We start from the raw sequence: 23,163 nt of genomic DNA on the forward strand, positions 1-23,163 counted from the left end.
GGCGGTGAACAGTTGTGCGCAAGGAATGATTGCGTCACGCTCCCGCCATCTCATAGGCCTTATGTTCATTGCAGAGCGATGCCGGGACAACCGTAAAATCGACCCGCAATCCATGACTAAAACGAATGAATCCGCGAACCCTTACTCCCTCGATGTCGTTGCTGCTGGCGTTTGAAGCCGCTGCACGCCATGAAAGCTACACCCGCGCCGCTCACGAACTGTCGCTGACTCAGAGTGCGGTCAGCCGTCAGGTGCAAATCCTGGAAAAGATGCTCGGCATGCGCCTGTTCAGCCGCGAAGGACGGCGAGTGATCCTCACTGACGTTGGGCGCATGTATCAGCGCGAACTGTCCGAAGCCCTCGGCCAGATCCGCAGCGCGACGTTGCAGGCCATGGCGTTTGGTTCGGGAATCCACAGCCTGCGCCTGGCGACCTTGCCGACCTTCGGCTCGAAATGGCTGCTGCCACGCTTGAAGGATTTCTACACTGCCCACCCCGGCATGACTGTGCACCTGCATTCACGCATCGAAACCATCGACTTCGACACCAGCGAAATCGACGCGGCGATTTGTGTCGGCGGCGGTGACTGGCCGGGGCTGACCGCCCACCGCTTGCACACTGAAGAACTGGTGGTGATCGCCAGTGCGCAGCTGACCGATGCCGAACGTCTAGCGGCCGACAAGGATATCGCCGGGCAACTGCTGCTCAACGTCAGCAGCAACGCCCAGGCCTGGTCCGAGTGGTTCAGTCATCACGCCCTGCCCCATCGCAGCATGCGCATCGGCCCGAGTTTCGAGATGACCTCGCACCTGATTCAGGCCGTGCGCGCCAATATCGGTATCGGGCTGGTGCCGAGGATTCTGGTGGAGGATGAATTGCACAACGGTGATTTGCTGCAACTGGGCGAACCGATCAGCAGCCGGCGCAGCTATTACCTGGTGTACCCGGCGCGTAATGAATCGCTGGCGTCGCTGAAGGCGTTTCGCGACTGGTTGATGCGCACGCTCTGAATCTCTACATCGCCAGATCAATTGCCATCGCGAGCAGGCTCGCTCCCACAGAGATCAATATTCCAATGTGGGAGCGCGCCTGCTCGCGATGGCGCCAGACCCGTGAACTCAGAACCGCGGCTTAACTGCTTTCCAGTCCGGCTTGTAGCGCTGCATCTGTCGCACATCATCGCGCTGGCGAATGCCGCAGGTCAGGTACTGGTCATGCAGCTTGCCCAGTTGATCGTGATCCAACTCCAGCCCGAGGCCCGGTGCACGAGTAACCTTCACGCAGCCATCGACAATCGGCAGCTTGCCGCCCTTGATCACTTCTTCATCCGGTTCCTGCCACGGGTAATGGGTGTCGCAGGCGTAGTCCAGATTCGGTACAGCCGCCGCCACGTGCGCCATGGCCATAAGGCTTATGCCCAGGTGTGAGTTGGAATGCATCGACACGCCGAGGCCGAAGGTGTCGCACATTTTCGCCAGGGTCTGGGTGTCGCGCAGACCGCCCCAGTAGTGGTGGTCGGCGAGGACAATCTGCACGCTGTTCAGCGCGACGCTGCGTCGGAACTCGTCGAAATCGGTGACCACCATATTGGTCGCCAGCGGCAGCCCGGTGCGTTTGTGCAGTTCGGCCATGCCGTCGAGGCTCGGGGTCGGGTCTTCGTAATACTGCAGATCATCGCCCAGCAACTCGGCCATGCGGATCGAGGTTTCCAGCGACCAGTTGCCGTTGGGATCGATGCGCAGCGGATAACCGGGAAAGGCCTTTTTCAGCGCCTTGATGCACGCCACTTCGTGTTCCGGCGGCAGCGTGCCGGCCTTGAGCTTGATGCTCTTGAAACCGTACGCCTCGATCATCCGCGCGGCCTGGGCGACGATCTGCTGTTCGTTCAGCGCCTCGCCCCAGTTGTCCGGTTTGTACGGCGAATCGACGTGCTGCGCATACTTGAAAAACAGGTAGGCACTGAACGGCACTTCATCACGCACCGCCCCGCCCAGCAGATCCACCAGCGGCACATTCAAGTAGCGGGCCTGCAAGTCGAGGAACGCCACTTCAAACGCCGAATATGCGTTGCTCACCGCTTTACTGGCGTGGGAACCAGGGGCGAGTTCAGCACCGGCCAGACTGGCCGGTTTGTTGGCGGCGACCGTGGCCTGAACGATCCGACGCAACTGATTGAGATTGAACGGATCGAGGCCGATCAACTGCGACTGCAACTGTTGCTGGATCGCCAGCGCCGGGGCATCCCCATAGCTTTCGCCGAGGCCGATGTAGCCGTTGTCGCTTTCGATCTCGATGATCGAGCGCAGGGCGAACGGTTCGTGGATGCCACTGGCGTTGAGCAGCGGCGGATCACGGAAGGCAATCGGAGTGACGGTTACGCGAGTGATTTTCAAAATGACGCTCCTGTTGAGTCGGAATCAGTGGCTCGCCACCGGATTGGCCGTCGACGCGACGGCGGTTTCGGGTTCAGGCTTTGCCGGGGTTTTGCCTTTGGCGCCGGGCGCCATGCGGGCAAAGAAGATCACCACTGCTGCCACCAGCGAAGTTGCGGCCAGGCCATACAGGCCGCCTTCTATGGAGCCGGTGGTCTGTTCCAGGAAACCGAACGCGGTCGGCGCAACGAAGCCACCCAGATTGCCGATGGAGTTGATCAGCGCGATCACCGCCGCCGCGATGCGCGCATCCAGGTAGCTTTGCGGAATCGGCCAGAACAGCGCCGAGGCAGCTTTGAAACCAATAGCCGCGAAACAGATGGCAACGAAAGCGAAAATCGGCCCGCCGGTGGTGGACATGAACATGCCGAACGCGGCGATCACCAGGGTCAGCGCGACCCACGCCTGCTGGAATTTCCACTTGCCGGCCAGCGCCGCAAAGCCGTACATCGCGACGATGGAAATGATCCATGGCACCGAGTTGAGCAACCCGACCTGGAAGTCGCCGAGATTGCCCATCTTCTTGATCATGCTCGGCAGCCAGAAAGTGGCGCCGTAGATGGTCAGGGCGATGGAGAAGTAGATGAAGCAGAACAGCGCGATCTGCCGGTCCGCCAACAGTTTGAACATCGATGGTTTGGCAACGTGAGTCGCTTCGCGGGCGCGCTGCTCTTCAGCGATTGCCGTCACCAGCGCTTCACGCTCCTCCTCGCTCAGCCACTTGGCCTGACGCGGATGGGATTGCAGCCAGAACCAGACAAACCCGCAGAGCACTACCGATGCGGCACCTTCGATCAGGAACATCCACTGCCAGCCGTGCATGCCCAGACCGCTGATGTGCAACAGCGCACCGGACACCGGACCGGAAATTACCGAAGCGATTGCCGAGCCGCTGAGAAACACCGCCATGGTCTTGCCGCGCTCAGAGGCCGGCAGCCATTGGGTGAAGTAATAAATGATCCCCGGGAAGAACCCGGCCTCGGCAGCGCCCAGGATGAAGCGCAGCACGTAGAAACTGGTTTCGCCTTTGACGAACGCCATGGCCATCGCCGCTGCGCCCCAGGTGAACATGATCCGCGTCAGCCAGGCGCGGGCGCCATAGCGCTGAAGAAGCATGTTGGATGGCACTTCAAACAAGGCGTAACCGATGAAAAACAGACCGGCACCAAGGCCATAGGCAGCAGCGCCGATACCCAGATCGGTTTCCAGATGACTGCGCACAAAGCCGATGTTGACCCGGTCGATGTAGTTGACGATGAACATCACCACGAACAACGGCAGCACATGGCGCTTGACCTTGGCGGCGGCGCGGGCGAGTACCGTGATGTCCGGCGGACTCTGGAGGGTTTTCAAGGGGCGACTCCCGATCTTTGTTTTTGTAGGGATGGCCTGTTCAGGCATAGAGCGATCATGGACGGGGTGATTGATCCCGTCTAATCTAACTTGGCATTCGATTGATACCTGGATTAGATCAATGTTCGAACTGACCCAATTGCGCTGCTTCACCACCGTCGCCACCGAACTCAACTTCCGCCGCGCTGCCGAGCGGTTGAACATGACGCAGCCACCATTGAGCCGGCAGATCCAGTTGCTGGAACATCACCTGGGCGTCGAACTGTTTACCCGCAGCACGCGCAGTGTGGCGCTCACCGCTGCCGGCCGCGCATTCTTCATCGAGGCGCAGAACCTGCTCGAGCGCGCCCAGCAAGCCGCCGTCACCGCCCGGCGTTTTGCCGAGGGCGATATCGGTTCGGTGAACATCAGTTTTGTTGGCAGCGCGGTTTATGAATTCCTGCCCAAGGTCATCGCCGAGGCGCGCCTCAAGCAGCCGCAGGTGAAGATCGACCTGACTGAAATGAACACCTACCAGCAACACGAAGCCCTGCGCGCTCGACGCATTGACCTGGGGATCGTCCGCGCGCCGTTGCTGGAGCCGGGTTACGCCACCGAATGCCTGGTGCGCGAGCCGTTTGTGCTGGCGCTGCCGAGCGGCCATCGACTGGCCGAGGCCGACGAAGTTTCAGTGAAGGACCTGGATGGGCAGCCGTTCCTGATGTATTCCCACGCGGCCTATCCGCCGTTCAACGAATTGCTCACCGGCATGCTGCGCTCGGCCCGGGTCGCCCCGGATTACGTGCAATGGCTGGGGTCTTCGCTGACGATTCTGGCGCTGGTCAACGCAGGCATGGGCCTGGCGCTGGTACCGCGTTGCGCGACCAGTGTGGTGTTCAGGAATGTGGTGTTTCGCGAGATCGATCTGGGCGAAGGGGTGCAGAGCGAACTGCATCTGATCTGGCGGGAGAACAACGACAACCCGGCGTTTGCGATGTTGCTGGAGGGCATTCGCCGGGCGGTGAAGGATGGATGGGGTTAAGAGCGGGCTTGCGATGATGGGGGGTACTTCAGCGGTGGTGGTGCCTTTGGGCCTGTGATCAATGGTTTCTCCAACAGCTTCCCGTCGGGCCCTACGAAAAGTCGCTCCAGATGTTGCGGCATTGGTTGCGGTGCTCTGGCGGTCATGATGAACCCTCTGATGCCGGGCTGAATTCAACCCATTTAACCTTCGCGGAATCTATCAGCAAAAATTCAGCGCCAATAGGATCCAATTTGCCATCTTCGTTGAGCCAGCGTGGAAACCTCATCAAGAACTGCCCGGTGTTCGACTCCGGTGGCCACTCGACTGGCCAGCCTAGGACGCGCCTTTCATCCTCCAGATGAAGGGTGATGAATCGGTCATATTGAGCGAAAGCGCAGAACCATTCACTGGGATAGGAAGATTGTTTCGTTACGTTTCTGCTGCGCAACCACCTATGCAATTTGCCATTAGTTGCCAGACAACAAGCCATCAATCCCAGCAGCAAGGACGCAGAAAATGCCCAGCACGTTTCAGCTTTCGCATCCCATCTCCCTACAGAAAACCCCTTCTCCCCCACCCACACACAAACCGCTCCAACCCCCAGCACCATCCCGTGAATCACAAACGTGAAAATCAGCGCCTGCACAATCTGGCCGAACGTATCCGGTCGCTTGAAGGCCGTCAGCGTGTAGAAAATCCAGGTCGAAACAAACCCCGGGATCAGGTACTGCAACAGCGGAATCACTTCTTTCACCAGATCATCCATGATCGGTCGCTCCTTGAATCAAAAACAATCCTCCAGAAACAGCAATGCCGGCCCGTAATGGGCCGGCATTCAAAGCCTAGTGCTCGCGGGAAAAAAGCCCGCAATCAACTGTCACCGCGCATTACACTTCCCGCAGAATCTGATCCGCACCGTTCCCTGCCGCCATCAGCACCGCCGCATGAAGGTTGATGCACGAGCCGGATCGTTTCATCATCGCGCAAGGTTTCGAGGAGTAACGCCATGACCCGTTATCAGCCGTTGAACTGTGATCTGCACGACTACCTGGAAATCGCCTGCCTGCGCGGCTATCAGCTGGACATCGAGCTGGTCGACGGTCAGCGTCTGATGGCCCGGGCCGTGACCACGCGAACCAGCAGTGACAAGGAGGAGTTCCTGGTGATCGAGCAACAAGGCGCGCAACAGGAAATTCGCCTCGACCAGTTGCTCGCGATCACACCTCAGGAGGCCAACGCCGAGTTCGGTCGAGTGGTCCTTGCCGGAGGAGTTTGCGGAATCTGAACAAAAAATCCCGCCCGGCATCAACCGGGCGAGATTTTCTGTGACACGCCGTTTTACGCGACGACAGGGATCATCGGGTCCGCAGCGGCCAGCGCGCTGGCACGGTCAGCCGCCGGCGGGTAGATCCACTGGGTGTTGATCTGGGTCTTGAGCGACTTGCCCTCCTCCCTGACCAGTTTTACCTGGCGACCCCAGCCTTCGGTGTACACCGCGCCCCAGGCGCCGAGTTCGAGGCAGGTCACGTATTTCGGCTGGCTGTCACCGACATCTCGCACTGAACTCGATCAGCAGGCAAAAAAAAGCAGAAACCGATCACCGGTTTCTGCTTTTTTATTTCGACCTTACAGGCAATCGCGCACCGCTTTGCGCAACGATCCGGACTTCGCCCACGGCGGCCCTTGGTAAAGGGAGACACGGCTGCCGTCCTTGTACTTGACCACATCAAGAATCTCGTCGGCGGTGACGATGCTCGGTGCAGTGATCCGGTAGCCATTGGAAATTGCTGTCTGGGACGTCTTGGCAACGTCCTGCTGCCAGAGCGGCAATACACACGCGGCGTAGTCCTTGGGAGTCTTGTCGCTGGTCTTGCTGACATTCGGCTCGCCCGGCACCAGTGACGCAGGCAACGAACAACCGGCCAATGCCACCAACAGCATCCCCCCGATCAACATCCGCATGGTGATTCCTTCATCTGAAAAAACGCGAATGTACCCTGTAACTGTTCGGACATCCATCGTAGCGCTCTGCCTCTATTCCTCGTAAACCGGAACAATCAGCTCACCGACAGATGACCTTGCCCCACTCCCAAAAAATGCGGCTACTCTGTTTTACCGAGAATCTTCCGGAGGTGATCATGCGGCTCAATGAATACGAACACGAACTTCAACGTGACCTGCAAAGCGTGGCATCGGACCTGAGATGGTCGGCGGTGGACCTCAAGCGCATTGCCGAGCAATTGCGCCAGTCGGGCAACGAGGCGGACGCCCAGGCGGTACTCAGATCCTGCGAGGTGCTGCAAAGCGATGAAGAGCGCCTGCAACTGTATGCCCGGGAAGTGAAAGCCCGCGCCATCAGCCGAACCAAAGTCCACTGAACCTCACGCTGCGCACAGCAAAAAGCCCCGGACAACCGGGGCTTTCTCTTCACAGGTCGTCAGCCTGACTTGCGACCGCGCGTACGACCTTTATAGCCCGGCAGCGCAGCGGCGTACGCCAGCGCTTCCTCGCGACTGGCAAACAAAGCGAGCCGGTCACCCTGCGTGCAGACCCGCCACGGGCCGTTGTTCACGCTGAGTACGTCGTAGCCATTCATGTGCATTTTGTTCAGCATCGCCATGCTCATAGGCACCTCCTGTCTTCTAACGAACTTTTGCACCTTACACCCGCAACGCGCAGTCGTGCCGACCGGACGTCGCACCGCAGCAGCGTCAAGTCTCCGGCACTTTTAGCCTGGCTAGGCACTCAGACGCTCTAAACCGGCAGCGGCCCAAATATTGCTAATTCATGACAGATTTATGACAACCGGCAATCGGGTAACACATGAAAGTACGAGCAACCGTCATCTGCGAGCAGGATCGACACATTCTCCTGGTGCGCAAACCCAGATGCCGCTGGACGCTTCCGGGCGGGACCGTCGAACCGGGAGAAACCCGCGCGCAAGCCGCCGCCCGCGAACTCAAGGAAGAGACCGGACTGGACAGCGATGACATGCTTTATCTGATGGAGTTGCAGAACGGCAGCACCCGCCACCACGTCTACGAGGCGTCGGTGCTGAACATCGAGCAGGTTCGCCCGCTGAATGAAATCGTCGACTGCCTCTGGCACCCGCTCGATGCGGTGCAGAATCTGAACGTCAGTGACGCCACGCTGAGCATCCTCCGCGCCTTTCAACGACGCCTTTGACTCTCAGCCGGCAAACGCTCGGCGTCCGGCGCTCATTTCCGTGCGCAATTCACCGATAAAATTGGAGATGTCACGAATGGTGACCAGATGTTCAGGAGAAACACCATTGAGCAGCAACTCGACACGCCCGCTGTCGGGTTCGTAAACCTTGATCTGCAAGAGGCCTTGCGCCGTTTCGGTGCAGTCGCAATACAACGGCGAAAAGCCGGATTCGACGATGCGGCAAATATCGGCAATGGCAATCATGGTGGGCACGCCTCACAGGCGTTGGCTCGGGCGACCCGATGAGCATAGATGAGCTTTCACTGCCCCGCCCCTGCCGCCCAGTGTAAAAATTGCCAACCGCTTCACAACTTCAAATCGCGGTTCTCAATGAGCGTCATGATCCCAGATCCAGTTCCATATTCCCGGCAGATTCACCGGTTTCGACGACTCGCGCACCGTGCGCGCCAGCGCAGCTTTTTCCAGCGCCGCGCGATCGTCATAGAACGGTTTGCCTGCCAGTCGCACGCCGGTGGCGGCGGCACTGTCGAGCAGAATCTGCAGATACTCGCGGGTGTGGCGGGCGGTGTAGCGGTTGAGGTCATGGAAGGTCACCACCACCGGAATCACTCCGTCCACCGTTGGCAATTCGCCGAGGGCAATCCGTTCGCGGACCTCCGACAGTTGTCGCAGCATGTTCGCCCGCCGCCGGGGGCTGGCGTTGAAGCCCCAGATCTTGCCGTCGTTGGCGCTCAGGTCGGTCAGCAACACCTGCATATGGTGCTGCTGATAGGCGGCGAAGGTGCGCTTGTCATAGTTCCAGAATGGCGGACGCAATAACGTCGGCGGCGCGCCAGTGATTGCCGCGATGTCCGCCGAACCGTTGGTCAGCGAGGTTTCGAGTTCTTGGGGATCGAGCAATCGATGATTGGTGTGCCAATGGGTGGCGGTGTGAAAGCCCAGAATGTGCCCTTCGTCATACTCGCGGCGCATGACTCGCCGACCGATCTCGCTGTTGCCCGCTCGGGGTGCGCGGGTCTGGACGAAAAACACCGCTTTGATCCCCGGTTGCAGCGGGTTGTCCTTGAGGCTGTCGAGCACGGTGTCGGTAGGATTGAAAAGACTGGAAGCGCTGGGGCCGTCATCGAAGGTCAATAGAAAGCGCACAGGCGCCTGAGTCTTGAGCCGGGCTTCGGTCTGCGCGGTCATTTCGATGGGAGCGGCGATGCATCCGGCCAACCCGACGGCTACCGCCATCGCACAGAAAAGCTTGAACCACTGTGTCATGTTTTGCCTTGAGCCCGACCGTTGCGGTCATGTTGTCGATTGGCAAAACTCCTTCGCCGCTGCTGCCTCCCTGCGACCCATTGAGATGGGCCGAGGTTGGATAAAGATACACAGGGTTTGGTTCCGGCGCTCGCTCAGCGCGCCAGCGCCTGTTGAAACGAGCTGTCGATGATACCGGCCGTGGCCAGCGGAGCCGGCAGCGCCTTGACCTTGAACAGGAAGTCGGCCGTGCTTTGCAGATCGGCGGCGGCCTGCTGATCCACCGGGCCGACCGTCATGTGCGCCTGGCGCAACCAGTGCCGCGAAACCTGTTGATCGAGGTTGGCCTTCTTCGCCCACAGGTCGGCGTACTCGTCGGTGTGACTGTCGACCCAGGCCCTGGCCTGCTTCAAACGTCCGAGGAAATCGGCGATCGCTTCGCGCTTGCTGTCGATGGACGGCGCAGACGCGGCGATGGCGCTCAAGCCCGGCATCAGGTTTTTCGCCGTGAGAATCGGCCGGGCGCCGGAGAACACGATCTGCTGGGAAATGTACGGCTCCCACACCGGGAACGCGTCGATGCTGCCTTGCGGTAGCGCGGCCGCCGCATCGATCGGCATCAGTTTGACGAAGTCGACGTAATTCTCCGGCAAACCGCCCTGCTCCAGTGCGCGAAGGGTCAGCTGCTGACTCCAGGCACCCGGCCAGTAAGCGACTTTTTTGCCCTTCAGGTCCTCGATAGTTTTCACCGGAGAATCCTTGGGCACCAACAGCGCGATAGTGTCCGGGTTCTGTCGTGACACACCAATCAGTTTCACCGGCGCCTGTTTGGCGGCCAGAAACAGAAACCCCGAATCCCCCAGGAAACCCAGATCCAGCGACCCGGTCTGCAACGCTTCGGCCAACGGCGCGGCAGCCTGGAAGTGTTTCCAGTCAACCGTGTAAGGCGCGTCCTGCAGCACGCCGGACGCTTCTATCGAAGCGCGGATGTTGTAGTAATTCTGGTCGCCGACGTGCAGGACCAAGGGTTCGGCAGCGTAGGTCAATGGCGTGGCAAACAGTGCACTGGTCAACGCGGCGCGTAGGAAACGTGAGAGCTTCATGGCGAGTCCTGCAGAAGTGATTTTTATAGACCATAACGCTCTTACAAATCAGATTTGAAATTCGATTAGCGCATAAGCTCAGCACCTTCCCGCCGCACTGTTGGCCGAGCAACAGTGGCTCGTCAGAGTGTTTTCCCTGCAACACTTCAAACCTGCAAAACCAGCGTCAACCCCCGTAAATACGGGACAAAACGTACATGGCACAGAGCCTGCAATATTCCATTCATGCAGGAAGCATTCGATAAAAATATCTTTTTGGACATAAGAATCTGTTGCCTTGCCGGAGCGTGCCCATGAAACCCCTCTTTCCGTTTTCCCGCGTCAAAACGCTGCTCGCGGCCTGCGCAGTAGCCCTGAGTCTGCAACCTCTGGCCCACGCTGCCGAAGCGCCGCCCGCTGAAGTGCATCTGGATTACGCCTATTACTCGCCGGTCAGCCTGGCGCTGAAACATCTGGGCTACCTGGAAAAAGCCTTGCCCCAGAGCAAAGTCAGCTGGGTGCTGAGCCAGGGCAGCAACCGCTCGCTGGAATACCTTAACAGCGGCGGCGTGGATTTCGCCTCGTCGGCCAGCCTCGCTGCCGTGCTCAGCCGCGCCAATGGCAGCCCGATCAAATCGGTCTACGTCTACAGCCGCGCCGAATGGACCGCGCTGGTGGTGCGCAAGGACTCGCCGATCCAGTCCGTCGCCGACCTCAAGGGCAAAAAAATCGCCGCCACCAAAGGCACCGATCCGTACCTGTTTACCCTGCGCACCCTGCAACAGGCCGGGCTGAAAAAGGACGACGTGGAACTGGTACACCTGCAGCACCCGGACGGCCGCACCGCGCTGGAGAAAGGCGATGTCGACGCCTGGGCCGGCCTCGATCCGCACATGGCCGCCAGTCAGGTGCAGGCCGGTTCGCGCCTGCTGTACCGCAATCGCGACTTCAACAGCTACGGCGTGGTCAGCGTCACCGAGCAATACGCCAAGCAACACCCGCAAACCATCGACACCGTGATCAAGGCCTATGAGCAGGCCCGCGAGTGGTCGGTGAAAAACCCCGACGAATTGGCCAAATTGCTCGCCAGCGAATCCGGCCTGCCGCTGGACGTGGCCAAACTGCAATTGTCGCGCACCGACCTGAGCAGCCCGCAGCTGACCGCCAGGGACGTGCTGGCCTCGAAAGCCGCCGCGCCGATTCTGGTCTCCGAAGAACTGGTGCGCCGTGGGGTGAATGTCGATCAGGTCATCGATCAGTTGATCGACACCGGTTTCCAGCAAGTCGCCGCCGCCCAGTAACCGATCAGGCCCATGACAAGTCCGCGTCCGTCGCGGATTTGTCGTGAGCGGAGAACCGTCCATGAGCAACGACTTGCCCGCCCGCCTCGCCGTGCCGGCACCACGCCGAAAACTCCCACTGCTGAATCCGCTCTGGCGCCGGCGCCTTAAAGGCCTGGCCCTGCCACTGCTGATCGTGATCGCCCTGGAATTCATCGTACGCATCGGCTGGCTGCCGTCCTACCAGATGCCCGCGCCAAGCGAGATAGCCCTGACCCTCACCGATTTGGCCGAAGGCGCCTTGTGGAAGCACATCGGCGCCAGCCTGATTCGCGTACTGCTGGGGTTCGCCATCGGCGCGAGTCTGGCGCTGGTGTTTGCCGCGTGGGTCGGCCTGAGCCGTGAAGCCGAGGCTTATCTGGAACCGACGTTCGCCGCACTGCGGTCGATTCCCAGCCTGGCCTGGGTGCCGCTGTTGCTGCTATGGCTGGGGATCGACGAGACCTCGAAAATCGTTCTGATCGCCATCGGCGCGTTCTTCCCGGTGTACGTCAACGTGGTAGCGGCGATCCGCAACATCGACCGCAAACTGGTGGAAGTCGGGCACATCTACGGCTTCAGCCCGCTGCAACTGGTGCAACGGATTCTGTTGCCCGCCGCCCTGCCCGGCCTGTTCACGGGATTGCGCAGCGGCATGAGCCTGTCGTGGATGTTTCTGGTGGCGGCCGAACTGATCGCCGCGACCAAAGGTCTGGGTTACCTGCTCAGCGACGGTCGCGAAACTTCGCGGCCGGACATCGTGCTGGCCGCGATCATCGTCCTGGCGCTGCTGGGCAAACTCAGCGACGGTTTGCTTGCGGTGCTGGAACGTCGCTGGCTGGTCTGGCGCGACGCGTTCACCGGCCAGGGCAGCAAGGATTGAACCGTGCAACTAAGCTGAAACCTTCAGGCAGCTGTTCGCCGGAGGGTCGGCCGATGTGCGGAAGACTGTCGCAATACCGGGGCATCCACGATTTCGTCGCAGTGCTGAGTATTCCCGATGCGCTGATCAATCACGTCGGCGACGCCCCGCTGGCGCATTACAACGCCGCGCCCACCACGTCACTGGCGATCCTTCATCAGCACCAACAACGGCTATACGCCGACAATCTGCGCTGGGGCTGGCGCCCGCACTGGGCCAGGGATCGCGCCGCACCGATCAACGCGCGGCTGGAAAAAGTCGCCCACGGACCGTTCTTTCGAGCAATCTGGCGTCATCGACTGATCGTGCCGGTCGACAACTGGTTCGAGTGGGTCGATGCACCCGACAAGAGCCGACAACCGTGGCTGATTCGTCGGACCGATCACCAGCCGGTTTTCTGCGCCGCCATCGGCCAGTTTCCGATAACCGGCGAACCTTCACGGGAAGACGACGGCTTCGTCATCATTACCGCCAACAGCGAAGGCGGCTTGCTCGATGTGCATGACCGGCGCCCGATTGTGCTGCGCGCTGACCGGGTACAGGAATGGCTCGATCCCGCCACGCCCACAGAGCGTGCCGAGCAGATGCTGTTGTTCGAAGCCGAACCCAGCGAAGCGTTCCAATGGCACAAAGTCGGCAAAGCGGTGGGCAACTCCCGCAATCAGGGTGCGGAATTGATTGATGCCGTACCGTAAATAAATGTCGACGCGGTGCGTTATCAAAAGCAGGAATTCCCGAATCGAATCCTGCGTGTTACACGCGGTGTTTCAAACGCGAAACATTCAACCTAAACAGTCGTTTGATTGAACTAACCGCCTGTCTGACATTTCAACCGTCATACATACATTTACAAACACTACGGATAGCATGCGCGCCGCATTTCCTTTTGGCATACCAGTTGACCAAAGAGTCAGCAAAACCAGGAATCCCCCACAAACTTACAAGCCTTGCAGAGAATTAAGTTGCGCGACGATTTTGCAATCAAACAGGTCACAGGCCTGGAGTGTATTCATCTGTCCCCGACAGAACGCTTTCAACTCGACTGTTTTATCGGCCACTACATAAAGACTCGAAACCTGCGTGACGTACCCGATATCGACCGCATCCTGCGCGCCACCCTCGAAAGCTATCCCTGCCACCCGCCGGTGATGGTCAACGAGCTGAATGCCTGGATCGACAAGACCTTGGGTTATCGGGCCTCCCACCCAGATTTCACGCAGTTGGACGATCTTTGATGAACGAAAAGCCCCGCAATCGCGGGGCTTTTCGTTGTGGCGTTCAGGGTTTCAGCAGGGGTTCCCGATCACGTTCGGACAACTCGCGGCTGTCGTCATGCTTCCAGGTCTGCTCCTTGTGTTTCTCCCGCTCGATTTCTTCTTCGCTCGGTTCGTCATCTTCTTCAGGACGTTTCTGCTCGGTTGCCATGTTCACCTCGCTCATGAAATTGATCCATTAAGCGTAGAACTTAAAGCCACCAGCGCAATAGAAAGAAGAACGCCATGCTCAATAGCATGCTGAGCAACGTGTTGCGCGTGTAGATCACCAGTGCGATTGCCACTAACGAACTCAGCAGATAAGGGTTATCCCACTGCAGATTCAGTTGTTTGTCCGGCATGAACACAATCGGCCCGCAAATCGCGGTCAACATGCCCGGCACGGCAAAACCGAGAAATTGCCGCGCGTTGCTGCTCAACCGTACCGGCAAGCGTGGTTCGAGAAACACGTAACGATTGAGGAACACCAGAATCCCCATGCCGAAAATCACTGCCCAGACCATCATGTGCGCTCCCGATACAGCTTGTTGCAGATGAACCCGGCGGTCATGCCGGCCAGACCCGACAGCACCAGCGCCGAACCCCATTGCCAATAACTGAACAACACCGAGCAAAACAGCGACACCGCCACGCAGACCACCGTCGGCACATTGCGCACCACCGGGGTGATCAGAGCGATGAAGGTGGCGGCAATCGAGAAGTCCAGCCCAAGGTGTTCAAGCCCCGGAATGCTGCTGCCGAGCACAATGCCGGCCAGGGTAAAAAGGTTCCAGGCGATGTAGAACGTCAGGCCGACGCCCAGGGCGTACCAGCGGTTGAACTGCTGACGATCGTGCTGACTGGTCAGGGCGAACAGCTCGTCGGTGAGCAAAAAGCCCAAGCCGATGCGCCAACGTCCCGGCAACGGCGAAATCACCTGGCGCATGCTCATGCCGTAAAGCAAGTGCTGCGAGGTCAGCAGCAGCGTGGTCAGCAGAATCGAGAAAATCCCGGCGCCGCCCTTGAGCATGCCGATCGCCACCAATTGCGCAGCGCCGGCAAACACGATGCTCGACAGGCCCTGCCCCTGCAGCGGTGTGAGATTGGCTTCGATCGCCATGGAGCCGGCCAGCAGCCCCCAAGGGGCGGTCGCCAGGGATAACGGCATGATCGCCGCGGCGCCGCGAAGGAAGGCACTGCGCGGCATTAATGAGTCAGACATAACACGCTTCAACCGTGAGACAAGGCCCCGGACTCTGCCAGCAAACGCCCTTTCATGGCTTGAACAATCTTGCGCAGTTGGCGCAAATCCTTCCTTCCGTCAGTCGTTTACGGGCGTAACATGGCAACCATTCACACACGCGTCAGGGAGACGACATGCTGTATCGAATAGCCGCCGACGGGCTGGTGCTGTTTCATTTGCTGTTCATTCTGTTCGTGCTGTTCGGCGGACTGCTGGTGCTCAAGTGGCCGCGGCTGATGTGGCTGCATTTGCCAGCAGCGGCATGGGGCGTGGCGGTCGAGGTGTTGCACCTGACCTGTCCGCTGACCTATTGGGAAAACCTGATGCGCCACGCCGCCGGGCAGACCGAATACGCCGGCGGATTCATCGAACATTACATCTGGCCGATCATCTACCCGGCGGGGCTGACCCCGCAGATTCAGTTGGTACTGGGCAGCGTGGTGCTGGTGGCCAACCTGCTGGTCTACGGGCGCCTGATCCGCCGCTGGAAACTCAGACGCGCCGCGCGCATTCCGTTTTAGCGCGCTTTCAAGGTTTCCAGCCAGGCCGGATCGAGGCGCGTCTGATCGGTGTCCAGGCCCAGCGCCTCCATCCGCGCCTTGTGCGCTTCGACTTCCCGGTGCAATTGCGCGTGATCGCTGGAGTTGCCATCCAGTTCATGCATCTGGGTCAGGCCCAGGTGATAGAAACGCAGCACTTTCATTGCCACCGGATCACCCTTCTCCACTGCCGCCGTCACCTGATGCATCACATTGGTGACGCTCATCAGGCTGCGCTTGAGCCGCCAGCCGTACACTGCCGGAGCCATCCAGGTCTGGTTCCAGAAACGCCCGCGCAGCAACGCCGCCGTCAGCAGAAATGCGCCAAACACCCCGCCAACATTGAACCGCAGATTATCCCCGCCCGGCTCGCCGAACAGCGCCACCGCCGCCGTCGAAAACGCCATCGCCAGCACCAGAAACAGCAACGCGATGATCAGCGTGCTGCGCCGGGTCTGCTGGCGATAAGTCATGGCATCGATCGGTTGAATCTCGAACATCGCGACAGGCTTCCATGGCTTGAGTTAAAAAGAGGCTGCGCATTATCGCCTCTGAGGCGGATTTAGCTATGCTGGAGCGCCTTTTCATCTTTTCAAAGTCCAACGGGGACATGGCGATACCACGCAGATCGTGCCATCTTCATTCATGGATACACACTATTCGGATGCCATTGGCCATGCCGGCAATGACATCGTTTTAAGGATCACTGCATGACCCAACGACACGTAATCAATGCCTCGGTCAGCCCGAAAGGCAGCCTCGAAACCCTTTCTCAACGTGAAGTTCAGCAACTGAGCCAGGCCGGAACCGGCAGCACCTACACCCTCTTTCGCCAGTGCGCCCTGGCCATCCTCAATACCGGCGCCCATGTCGACAACGCAAAGACCATCCTTGAAGCCTACAAAGACTTCGAAATCCGTATCCACCAGCAGGATCGCGGCGTGCGTCTGGAACTGTTGAACGCCCCGGCCGACGCCTTCGTCGACGGCGAAATGATCGCCAGCACCCGGGAAATGCTGTTCAGCGCCCTGCGCGACATCGTCTACACCGAAAACGAACTCGACGCCCTGAGCATCGACCTCAGCACCTCCCAGGGCATCAGCGACTACGTCTTCCACCTGCTGCGCAACGCGCGCACCCTGCGTCCGGGCGTCGAGCCGAAAATCGTCGTGTGCTGGGGCGGCCACTCGATCAACACCGAAGAATACAAATACACCAAGAAAGTCGGCCACGAACTGGGTCTGCGCAGCCTCGATATCTGCACCGGCTGCGGCCCGGGCGTGATGAAAGGCCCGATGAAAGGCGCGACCATCGCCCACGCCAAACAGCGAATTCACGGCGGCCGTTACCTCGGTCTGACCGAGCCGGGCATCATCGCCGCCGAAGCGCCGAACCCGATCGTCAACGAACTGGTGATCCTGCCGGACATTGAAAAACGCCTGGAAGCCTTCGTCCGCGTCGGCCACGGCATCATCATCTTCCCGGGCGGCGCCGGCACTGCCGAAGAGTTCCTGTACCTGCTGGGCATCCTGATGCACCCGGACAACGCCGGCCTGCCGTTTCCGGTGATCCTGACCGGGCCGAAACATGCCGCGCCGTACCTGGAACAACTGGACGCCTTCGTCACCGCCACCCTCGGCGAAGCGGCGAAACAGCACTACGAAATCATCATCGACGACCCGGCCGAAGTGGCGCGGCAGATGACCGCGGGCCTCAAAGCGGTGAAGCAGTTCCGCCGCGAGCGCAACGATGCGTTCCACTTCAACTGGCTGCTGAAAATCGACGAAGGCTTCCAGCGCCCGTTCGACCCGACCCACGAAAACATGGCCAACCTCAAGCTGCACCGCGACCAGCCGTCTCATGAACTGGCGGCCAACCTGCGCCGCGCGTTCTCCGGGATTGTCGCCGGCAACGTCAAGGACAAGGGCATTCGTCTGATCGAGGAACACGGGCCGTATCAGATCCGTGGCGACGCCGCGATCATGCAGCCGCTCGATCTGCTGCTCAAAGCCTTCGTCGCCCAGCACCGGATGAAACTGCCGGGCGGCGCGGCGTATGTGCCGTGCTATCGCGTGGTGTCCTGACACCGCCAATGAATAAGCCTGAAGACCCATTCTTCAGGCCATCCCATAACACTGTGGGAGCGGGCTTGCCCGCGAAGGGGCCATCGAATTCAGCATCTTTGTTGACTGACGGACCGCCTTCGCGAGCAAGCTCGCTCCCACAAAAAGAGTGTGAACCATGGATCACATCAACCACATCCTGATCGTCGACGATGACCGCGAGATCCGCGAACTGGTCGGCAATTACCTGACAAAAAACGGCCTGCGCAGCACCGTGGTCGCCGATGGCCGGCAGATGCGCAGCTTTCTGGAAGCCAACACGGTCGACCTGATCGTGCTCGACATCATGCTCCCCGGCGATGACGGGTTGGTGCTGTGCCGCGAGTTGCGCGCCGGCAAGCACAAGGCGATCCCGATCCTGATGCTCACCGCGCGCGACGACCAGACAGACCGCATCCTCGGCCTGGAAATGGGCGCCGACGATTACCTGACCAAACCCTTCGCCGCCCGCGAGCTGCTGGCGCGGATCAACGCCGTGCTGCGCCGCACGCGAATGCTGCCGCCCAATCTGCTGATCACCGAAACCGGGCGGCTGCTCGCGTTCGGCCGCTGGCGCCTGGACACCACCGCCCGCCACCTGCTCGATGAAGACGACACCATGGTCGCCCTCAGCGGCGCCGAGTATCGCCTGCTCCGGGTGTTTCTCGATCATCCGCAACGGGTGCTCAGCCGCGACCAGTTGCTCAATCTGACTCAGGGGCGCGACGCCGACCTGTTCGACCGCTCCATCGATTTGCTGGTCAGCCGCCTGCGTCAGCGGCTGCTGGACGACTCCCGCGAGCCGACTTACATCAAGACCGTGCGCAACGAGGGTTATGTGTTCTCCTTCGCCGTGGAGATGCTCGCCGAATCCTGATGGATTTGTATCGCTCTGTATAAATTCGCCGCGCAGATACGTAACCGGTGTTTTTGGGCCGTAACACCACATATCAGCGATACACCCTCGCGTTTGAATGAACCCACCAGAAAGCACTGGTTCACTCATCATCAAACGCAAGGAGAAGCACCATGTTCAAGTCCTCGAAATCCCTGGTACTCGCAATCAGCCTGCTCGGTGGCCTGGCCCTGACCGACCTGGCGTCCGCCAGCTCCCAGCCGCTGGTCGCCGAATACGGCGCGGAAAACCTGCAGAAGGATCGTGTTGCCGAAGGTGGCGCGGATCGCTTGCAGGAACTGCGTGAACGCGTGGCTGAAGGCGGTGCCGATCGTTTGCAGGAACTGCGCGAACGCGTGGCTGAAGGCGGCGCCGACCGTTTACAGGAACTGCGTGAGCGCGTCGCGGAGGGTGGCGCAGATCGCCTTCAGGAACTGCGCGAACGTTCGGCCCGCAGCGTACTGGTCGCCGAGAACCGTCCCGAGTTCGGTTCCAAGTATCAGCGCTACTGATCGGCTGTACCCGTCGTACTCGATTCCTGCCGGGGGTGTCACACCCCCGCAGCGATCACGACTTCCCGGTAACGAGGCACTGTCAGATGCCATGCAATATTGCCGTGCCATTGCACCTCGAGCGTCCGGGCACTGCGCAAGACTTGTTCGCGTAAAACATCGTCGCACTCAAGTCGATCCAGCTCGCGCGGCAAGCGCCGTTGCAGCTTGAAAAACTCACCGGCCCACACATCGATTCGACGGCGAACCTCGCTGGCAGCTTCACGCGGGGAACATTGTCGATGATGAATGAGATGAGTCAGCAGGTTGTACACGTCCTCCATGGGTTTTTTCATGATGGAGAAAGACAACAAGTCATTAACAGCCTTCAGCAGGTTCAAGCTCAGCCTGCGTAGCGCCTGCCAGATGTCGCTGTAATAAACACGAGATGGCAGGTGTACACGATCGGCGAAGTAATTGAATTCCACACACACCTGAAACCCGCCGGCATTGCGCCAGACACTTTCAAAATCCTGTTCGGCCGGCTGCGAACCTTCAAGCCGATGCATCGCTGCGCGCAAACAGGGATAGAGATAACTTTCATATTGCTCAAGCGTTCGTTGTCGCCACTGCGCGGGCATCTGCGCCCCCGCCTGCTGAATGATGTCCGCCAGACCGCCCGCCAGACCGGTGCAAAACGGTTGTCCATCGCGGCTTGCCATCTCATGCACGTCACGGATGCTCTGCTCCAGTAACTCAGGTGCCTGACTCAAATCCTCATCGGCCAGATCGTCTTGACAACTGAACCACCCGGTGAGGTGAGCAAACAACAGAAGGTCCTCACAGCCTGCATCGGGCCACATATAACCGGCGTAGAGCCCTGGCTGGTATATATCAAGTTGATGACGCGCATGCGGCCCATCCTCCAGCCCCAGTCGAATCAGCCATTGGCGAGTATGCAGTTCCGCTGCCTGAGCATGGGGGCTTAGCGCAAATGAAAGCCGTTGCAGCCGAGGTGGAAGAGCGAAGTCTTTTCGATGCTGTTTGATTAACGCGTCACGGTCACGAAGCTGCTTGTGCCACCCGCGTACGGTCGAGATGTCGTGCTGCCTGAAAATTAACTGCAGCCAGACGGTGAACTGTGCCGCATCTCGCCTGATTTCGCCAAAAACCGCATGCAGACTTGACCATCTCCAATCCATCGCTTCATCGGAATTCACCTTGGGATCCACTCGACTGAGCCCGACAAAGACGTGGTCATACTCGTTCTCGATCAAACCATTCGAAACCGGTGTCCGATAAACGAAGGCCTCGACCTCGATCAGCGCTGGGCAGTCCAGTCCCATTTCTTCGAACAATCGTCGTCTGGCTGCCGCAAGGATCGGTTCGCCGGCTCGAGGATGACCACAACACGTATTAGTCCATAATCCTTGAGAGTGATATTTGCCCAGCGCCCGTTTTTGCAGGAGCAGTCGGCCTTTCAAATCGAAAATGAAGATGGAGAAGGCGCGATGCAAAAGTCCGTCGCGGTGAACCTGCATTTTTTCGGCAGTTCCGGTTTCCCGATCGTATTCATCTACAAGAATCAGCTCTTCCATTCTCGTCACCGTCGCCCTTCAAGACTGGACGATACGTCGGACCAGGCTTCACTTTGCATGTGGGGTTAAAACTTCATTCTAAAACTAGACAAATTTGAGCAAGTGACAAGTTCGGCACTCAACCTCTCTTCAGACAACATCTGGATATATCTGAAAATTCTACAGTCGATAACCAATCGGTTTTTACTTGAGCATGAATCGCCACAAAAAATACGCTACGTTTCAACTGTCACTCCCGTATAACCCGCCCTTGCCAGAAGTACGCTGTTGGCAACCCGCCCAAAGAGTCTTCTGCAATGTTGCAATCAACCAGCTCAACCTACGCGCAAGCCAGAGAACTCTGGACGTTGGCCTTTAACTATCAAGAACAGCACGCCGGCATGAAAGTCAGGACAGCACTGACGCTCGCGCTTGCGGACATTTACCAATTAGCGCCGATGCATGCGCAAACGCTTTGCCAGATTGTCGAGCTCTTCAACACGGCGTCTCTGGTACACGATGACATCATTGACGAAGACCCTACACGTCGTGGTGCCCCGTCCGTCTGGGTGAAATTCGGTATCGCCAGCGCACTGGTATCCGGTATGTATGGCTACATTGAAGGCCTGCAAAAGTTGAACGCTTTGGGGGATCCGAATCTTATTCACGCAGCCCTGGGAAGTCTCGAGGCGTTGCACATCGGTCAGCACCTCGACACGCAGTTGAGTGCAGGCGACAGCCTACCGACGCTGGATCAATATCGTTTTATTGCACAAGCCAATACCGGATGCTTTTTCATGTTTATCCTGGACTCATGCCAAAGCCTCAATCCGATGCCGGTAGCAGTTTATTTGGCATTGCAGGACTTGATGCTGGAACTTGCCGTCTATTACCGCTACATCAATGACTACTGCGATATAAATCACACGCCCCACTTCAAGAAAAAAGGCTTTGCCCCTGATTTGGAAGGAGGTCCGAAAACGTTTCTCATGATCCTGGCCAACAGTCCATTAATCAAAAGTAAAAGAACGGACTTGCAGAAGCGCAGAATCATTTCTGACTGGGGTGATGCCGGAGTTTTCACCCGAGCGATGAACATCATGGAAGACAGTTTCAAGACCATTGAGCTTCATTTTGAGCAAGCCCGGTGCCTAGCTGGGGAACGAAACTTCGGTTCTCTACACACGTTCCTGCGGAACGTGCACTTTGAGCAAGAACCACAGGATAACTACTATCAGTCATTAATCAGGTAGTCTGGGCCCCTCGCTACTACCGATAAGCCTTGTTCTCTGACACAAAAGCCCCGCTGTTTCCCCACGACAGCCGTCATGGCTCGTACTAAGCTGCGCGATTGATTTGTTCAGGGACGATCCATGAAACGATTTGCCGCCTGTCTGCTGTCAATGCTGGCCCTGACGGCCACTGCGGCGGACCTGCAACTGCTCACCGACAACCACCCACCCCTGCATTTCATGCAAGGTGATCAACTCGCGGGATTCGGGGTGGACGTGGTACAGGCCCTGGCGACCCAGACCGGCGACCGTATCCATCTGCAACAAGTCCCGCTGCTGCGCGCCCTGCGCATGGCCAGCGACACCCCCGACACCGGCGTATTCACCGTGCTGCGTACCGACGAGCGCGATGATCGCTATCAATGGGTCGGGCCGCTGATCGAAGTCGAAACCGCGCTGTACGCCCGCGACAATCTCCAGCCTCCCGTGCACAGCCTGCGTGAAGCCGATCACTTGGGCCGGATCACCGTGCCGCGCAAATGGCTGGTCTACAGCTACCTGCAAGGACAAGACCTGAACAACCTCTACGGCGTGGAAACCCCGGAGCAGATGATGCGGCTGTTCAGCCTGGGGCGTACCGATTTCGTGGTCTCCGATACCTGGTCCAAAGCCGCCCTCGCCCGCGAACAAGGCATGGAGCCGGGACGCTTGCAGTACCAGATCCCGTTGATGAAACAGAACACCTACATTGCCTTTTCGCCGCAGACTGATCCGAAACAGGTCGCACGCTGGCAGCAGGCGCTGGATACATTGCGGGCCGACGGTCGTCTGGAGCAACTGCGCCAGCGCTGGCTGAGCAATACCCTACCGCGCTGATCGCGCATCAACACCTTCGATAACAACTATGCGCAAGGGTGTTTTCACATCAAAACCCTCCAGCACTACAGTGGGCCCCATCTTCTCCCCACTCTCTGGAGCAACATCATGAAAGACATCATCGCCCTCGGCTTCATTGTTTCCCTGATCGGCGCCACTTCCGCCATCGCTGCCCCACACGCCAGCACTCCAGTTGTCGCGGCTGCGACCGTTGGCCAGTCCGGCACCCTGAACGTCGACACCGTCAGCAAGGACGCCGAACACCAAGGCCTCAAACTCCAACAGAACGCCGAACAGACCAAACTGTACGTCGCGGAAAACCGCCCGGAATTCGGTTCCAAATATCAGCGCTACTGAGTGATCGGTTTGAGCTGCCAGAAACAGGAAACCCCGCCGAAGCGGGGTTTCTT

Annotated in this window: 29 protein-coding genes and 1 pseudogene; 16 read left to right on the top strand and 14 right to left on the bottom strand. The window is 59.0% G+C overall.

Annotation, left to right across the window (positions count from 1 at the left end):
- Nucleotides 1-125 precede the first annotated feature (125 nt).
- Nucleotides 126-1,010 (top strand): LysR substrate-binding domain-containing protein, encoded by an 885-nt coding sequence (locus L6D74_RS09965; RefSeq protein ID WP_236188955.1) that lies wholly within the window; start codon nt 126-128, stop codon nt 1,008-1,010.
- A gap of 108 nt (nt 1,011-1,118) precedes the next feature.
- Here the strand turns inward: L6D74_RS09965 and L6D74_RS09970 are convergent, their stop codons facing one another.
- Nucleotides 1,119-2,393 (bottom strand): glucarate dehydratase family protein, encoded by a 1,275-nt coding sequence (locus L6D74_RS09970; protein WP_236188957.1) that lies wholly within the window; start codon nt 2,391-2,393, stop codon nt 1,119-1,121.
- A gap of 24 nt (nt 2,394-2,417) precedes the next feature.
- On the bottom strand, nt 2,418-3,785 hold the full coding sequence (locus tag L6D74_RS09975) for an MFS transporter (RefSeq protein ID WP_236188959.1): 1,368 nt from the start codon (nt 3,783-3,785) through the stop codon (nt 2,418-2,420).
- 121 nt (nt 3,786-3,906) lie between these two features.
- Here L6D74_RS09975 and L6D74_RS09980 point away from each other — a divergent pair, with 121 nt between their 5' ends.
- Nucleotides 3,907-4,806 (top strand): LysR family transcriptional regulator, encoded by a 900-nt coding sequence (locus L6D74_RS09980; protein ID WP_236188961.1) that lies wholly within the window; start codon nt 3,907-3,909, stop codon nt 4,804-4,806.
- A gap of 142 nt (nt 4,807-4,948) precedes the next feature.
- Here L6D74_RS09980 and L6D74_RS09985 read toward each other — a convergent pair whose 3' ends face one another.
- Nucleotides 4,949-5,554, bottom strand: a complete 606-nt coding sequence (locus L6D74_RS09985; RefSeq protein ID WP_085648398.1) for a DUF6338 family protein — start codon at nt 5,552-5,554, stop codon at nt 4,949-4,951.
- A 240-nt stretch (nt 5,555-5,794) separates the two neighbouring features.
- Here L6D74_RS09985 and L6D74_RS09990 point away from each other — a divergent pair, with 240 nt between their 5' ends.
- On the top strand, nt 5,795-6,073 hold the full coding sequence (locus L6D74_RS09990) for a Rho-binding antiterminator (protein ID WP_064597351.1): 279 nt from the start codon (nt 5,795-5,797) through the stop codon (nt 6,071-6,073).
- Between the two features lie 53 nt (nt 6,074-6,126).
- Here L6D74_RS09990 and L6D74_RS09995 read toward each other — a convergent pair.
- Nucleotides 6,127-6,330: pseudogene (locus L6D74_RS09995) on the bottom strand (NAD(P)/FAD-dependent oxidoreductase); the annotation flags it as partial.
- 84 nt (nt 6,331-6,414) lie between these two features.
- Nucleotides 6,415-6,750 (bottom strand): hypothetical protein, encoded by a 336-nt coding sequence (locus tag L6D74_RS10000; protein ID WP_064597355.1) that lies wholly within the window; start codon nt 6,748-6,750, stop codon nt 6,415-6,417.
- A gap of 176 nt (nt 6,751-6,926) precedes the next feature.
- Between L6D74_RS10000 and L6D74_RS10005 the strand changes: the two genes are divergently transcribed.
- Nucleotides 6,927-7,166 carry a hypothetical protein gene (locus tag L6D74_RS10005; RefSeq protein WP_007950501.1) on the top strand — a complete coding sequence of 80 codons (240 nt, stop codon included), beginning with the start codon at nt 6,927-6,929 and terminating at the stop codon, nt 7,164-7,166.
- A gap of 59 nt (nt 7,167-7,225) precedes the next feature.
- Here L6D74_RS10005 and L6D74_RS10010 read toward each other — a convergent pair whose 3' ends face one another.
- Nucleotides 7,226-7,414, bottom strand: a complete 189-nt coding sequence (locus L6D74_RS10010) for a DUF2188 domain-containing protein (RefSeq protein WP_236188963.1) — start codon at nt 7,412-7,414, stop codon at nt 7,226-7,228.
- Between the two features lie 197 nt (nt 7,415-7,611).
- Here L6D74_RS10010 and L6D74_RS10015 point away from each other — a divergent pair, with 197 nt between their 5' ends.
- On the top strand, nt 7,612-7,974 hold the full coding sequence (locus tag L6D74_RS10015) for an NUDIX hydrolase (protein ID WP_236188965.1): 363 nt from the start codon (nt 7,612-7,614) through the stop codon (nt 7,972-7,974).
- A gap of 3 nt (nt 7,975-7,977) precedes the next feature.
- Here the strand turns inward: L6D74_RS10015 and L6D74_RS10020 are convergent, their stop codons facing one another.
- The 3 genes from L6D74_RS10020 to L6D74_RS10030 all read right to left on the bottom strand — a co-directional run bounded on the left by L6D74_RS10020 (nt 7,978) and on the right by L6D74_RS10030 (nt 10,325).
- A complete protein-coding gene (locus L6D74_RS10020) occupies nt 7,978-8,220 on the bottom strand; it encodes a DUF1652 domain-containing protein (RefSeq protein WP_011334667.1) in 243 nt (80 codons plus the stop codon).
- A 123-nt stretch (nt 8,221-8,343) separates the two neighbouring features.
- Nucleotides 8,344-9,243 (bottom strand): polysaccharide deacetylase family protein, encoded by a 900-nt coding sequence (locus tag L6D74_RS10025; protein ID WP_236188968.1) that lies wholly within the window; start codon nt 9,241-9,243, stop codon nt 8,344-8,346.
- Between the two features lie 134 nt (nt 9,244-9,377).
- Nucleotides 9,378-10,325, bottom strand: a complete 948-nt coding sequence (locus L6D74_RS10030; RefSeq protein ID WP_236188970.1) for an ABC transporter substrate-binding protein — start codon at nt 10,323-10,325, stop codon at nt 9,378-9,380.
- 293 nt (nt 10,326-10,618) lie between these two features.
- On the opposite strand from L6D74_RS10030, the gene L6D74_RS10035 reads away from it, so the two are divergent.
- The 4 genes from L6D74_RS10035 (at nt 10,619) to L6D74_RS10050 (ending at nt 13,780) form a co-directional block, all read left to right on the top strand.
- On the top strand, nt 10,619-11,605 hold the full coding sequence (locus L6D74_RS10035; protein WP_236188974.1) for an aliphatic sulfonate ABC transporter substrate-binding protein: 987 nt from the start codon (nt 10,619-10,621) through the stop codon (nt 11,603-11,605).
- A gap of 61 nt (nt 11,606-11,666) precedes the next feature.
- Nucleotides 11,667-12,506 carry an ABC transporter permease gene (locus tag L6D74_RS10040; RefSeq protein ID WP_085648393.1) on the top strand — a complete coding sequence of 280 codons (840 nt, stop codon included), beginning with the start codon at nt 11,667-11,669 and terminating at the stop codon, nt 12,504-12,506.
- 53 nt (nt 12,507-12,559) lie between these two features.
- On the top strand, nt 12,560-13,240 hold the full coding sequence (locus tag L6D74_RS10045) for an SOS response-associated peptidase (protein WP_236188977.1): 681 nt from the start codon (nt 12,560-12,562) through the stop codon (nt 13,238-13,240).
- A gap of 267 nt (nt 13,241-13,507) precedes the next feature.
- Nucleotides 13,508-13,780, top strand: a complete 273-nt coding sequence (locus L6D74_RS10050) for a hypothetical protein (RefSeq protein WP_085648465.1) — start codon at nt 13,508-13,510, stop codon at nt 13,778-13,780.
- A gap of 43 nt (nt 13,781-13,823) precedes the next feature.
- Here L6D74_RS10050 and L6D74_RS10055 read toward each other — a convergent pair whose 3' ends face one another.
- The 3 genes from L6D74_RS10055 to L6D74_RS10065 are packed head-to-tail and all read right to left on the bottom strand — an operon-like array spanning nt 13,824 to nt 15,020.
- On the bottom strand, nt 13,824-13,985 hold the full coding sequence (locus tag L6D74_RS10055; protein ID WP_158090459.1) for a hypothetical protein: 162 nt from the start codon (nt 13,983-13,985) through the stop codon (nt 13,824-13,826).
- A gap of 25 nt (nt 13,986-14,010) precedes the next feature.
- Nucleotides 14,011-14,322, bottom strand: coding sequence for an AzlD domain-containing protein (locus L6D74_RS10060; RefSeq protein ID WP_176472272.1), 312 nt, complete (start codon nt 14,320-14,322; stop codon nt 14,011-14,013).
- Entirely contained in the window at nt 14,322-15,020 is a 699-nt protein-coding gene (locus L6D74_RS10065; RefSeq protein ID WP_085648391.1) for an AzlC family ABC transporter permease, read from the bottom strand. Before L6D74_RS10065 ends, L6D74_RS10060 begins: the two co-directional genes overlap by 1 nt.
- A gap of 155 nt (nt 15,021-15,175) precedes the next feature.
- Between L6D74_RS10065 and L6D74_RS10070 the strand changes: the two genes are divergently transcribed.
- Entirely contained in the window at nt 15,176-15,562 is a 387-nt protein-coding gene (locus L6D74_RS10070; RefSeq protein ID WP_236188978.1) for a DUF2784 domain-containing protein, read from the top strand.
- On the opposite strand, the gene L6D74_RS10075 is transcribed toward L6D74_RS10070, so the two are convergent.
- Nucleotides 15,559-16,080, bottom strand: a complete 522-nt coding sequence (locus L6D74_RS10075) for a DUF3087 domain-containing protein (RefSeq protein ID WP_236188980.1) — start codon at nt 16,078-16,080, stop codon at nt 15,559-15,561. The genes L6D74_RS10070 and L6D74_RS10075 overlap by 4 nt on opposite strands.
- A 210-nt stretch (nt 16,081-16,290) precedes the next feature.
- Here L6D74_RS10075 and ppnN point away from each other — a divergent pair, with 210 nt between their 5' ends.
- The 3 genes from ppnN (at nt 16,291) to L6D74_RS10090 (ending at nt 19,089) form a co-directional block, all read left to right on the top strand.
- Complete coding sequence (gene ppnN, locus L6D74_RS10080; RefSeq protein ID WP_236188982.1) at nt 16,291-17,664, top strand: nucleotide 5'-monophosphate nucleosidase PpnN; 1,374 nt, start codon at nt 16,291-16,293, stop codon at nt 17,662-17,664.
- Between the two features lie 157 nt (nt 17,665-17,821).
- A complete protein-coding gene (locus tag L6D74_RS10085) occupies nt 17,822-18,559 on the top strand; it encodes a response regulator (protein WP_039766999.1) in 738 nt (245 codons plus the stop codon).
- A 152-nt stretch (nt 18,560-18,711) separates the two neighbouring features.
- Nucleotides 18,712-19,089 carry a hypothetical protein gene (locus L6D74_RS10090; protein WP_236188983.1) on the top strand — a complete coding sequence of 126 codons (378 nt, stop codon included), beginning with the start codon at nt 18,712-18,714 and terminating at the stop codon, nt 19,087-19,089.
- A gap of 38 nt (nt 19,090-19,127) precedes the next feature.
- Here L6D74_RS10090 and idi read toward each other — a convergent pair whose 3' ends face one another.
- Entirely contained in the window at nt 19,128-20,666 is a 1,539-nt protein-coding gene (gene idi, locus L6D74_RS10095) for an isopentenyl-diphosphate Delta-isomerase (protein ID WP_236188984.1), read from the bottom strand.
- Nucleotides 20,667-20,962: 296 nt separating this feature from the next.
- On the opposite strand from idi, the gene L6D74_RS10100 reads away from it, so the two are divergent.
- The 3 genes from L6D74_RS10100 (at nt 20,963) to L6D74_RS10110 (ending at nt 23,110) form a co-directional block, all read left to right on the top strand.
- Nucleotides 20,963-21,898 (top strand): polyprenyl synthetase family protein, encoded by a 936-nt coding sequence (locus L6D74_RS10100; RefSeq protein WP_064597385.1) that lies wholly within the window; start codon nt 20,963-20,965, stop codon nt 21,896-21,898.
- Between the two features lie 120 nt (nt 21,899-22,018).
- Nucleotides 22,019-22,753 (top strand): substrate-binding periplasmic protein, encoded by a 735-nt coding sequence (locus L6D74_RS10105; protein ID WP_236188985.1) that lies wholly within the window; start codon nt 22,019-22,021, stop codon nt 22,751-22,753.
- Nucleotides 22,754-22,861: 108 nt separating this feature from the next.
- Nucleotides 22,862-23,110, top strand: a complete 249-nt coding sequence (locus L6D74_RS10110; protein ID WP_236188986.1) for a hypothetical protein — start codon at nt 22,862-22,864, stop codon at nt 23,108-23,110.
- Nucleotides 23,111-23,163: the final 53 nt, after the last annotated feature.

This window comes from Pseudomonas pharyngis, assembly GCF_021602345.1.
Taxonomy (GTDB): Bacteria; Pseudomonadota; Gammaproteobacteria; order Pseudomonadales; family Pseudomonadaceae; genus Aquipseudomonas; species Aquipseudomonas pharyngis.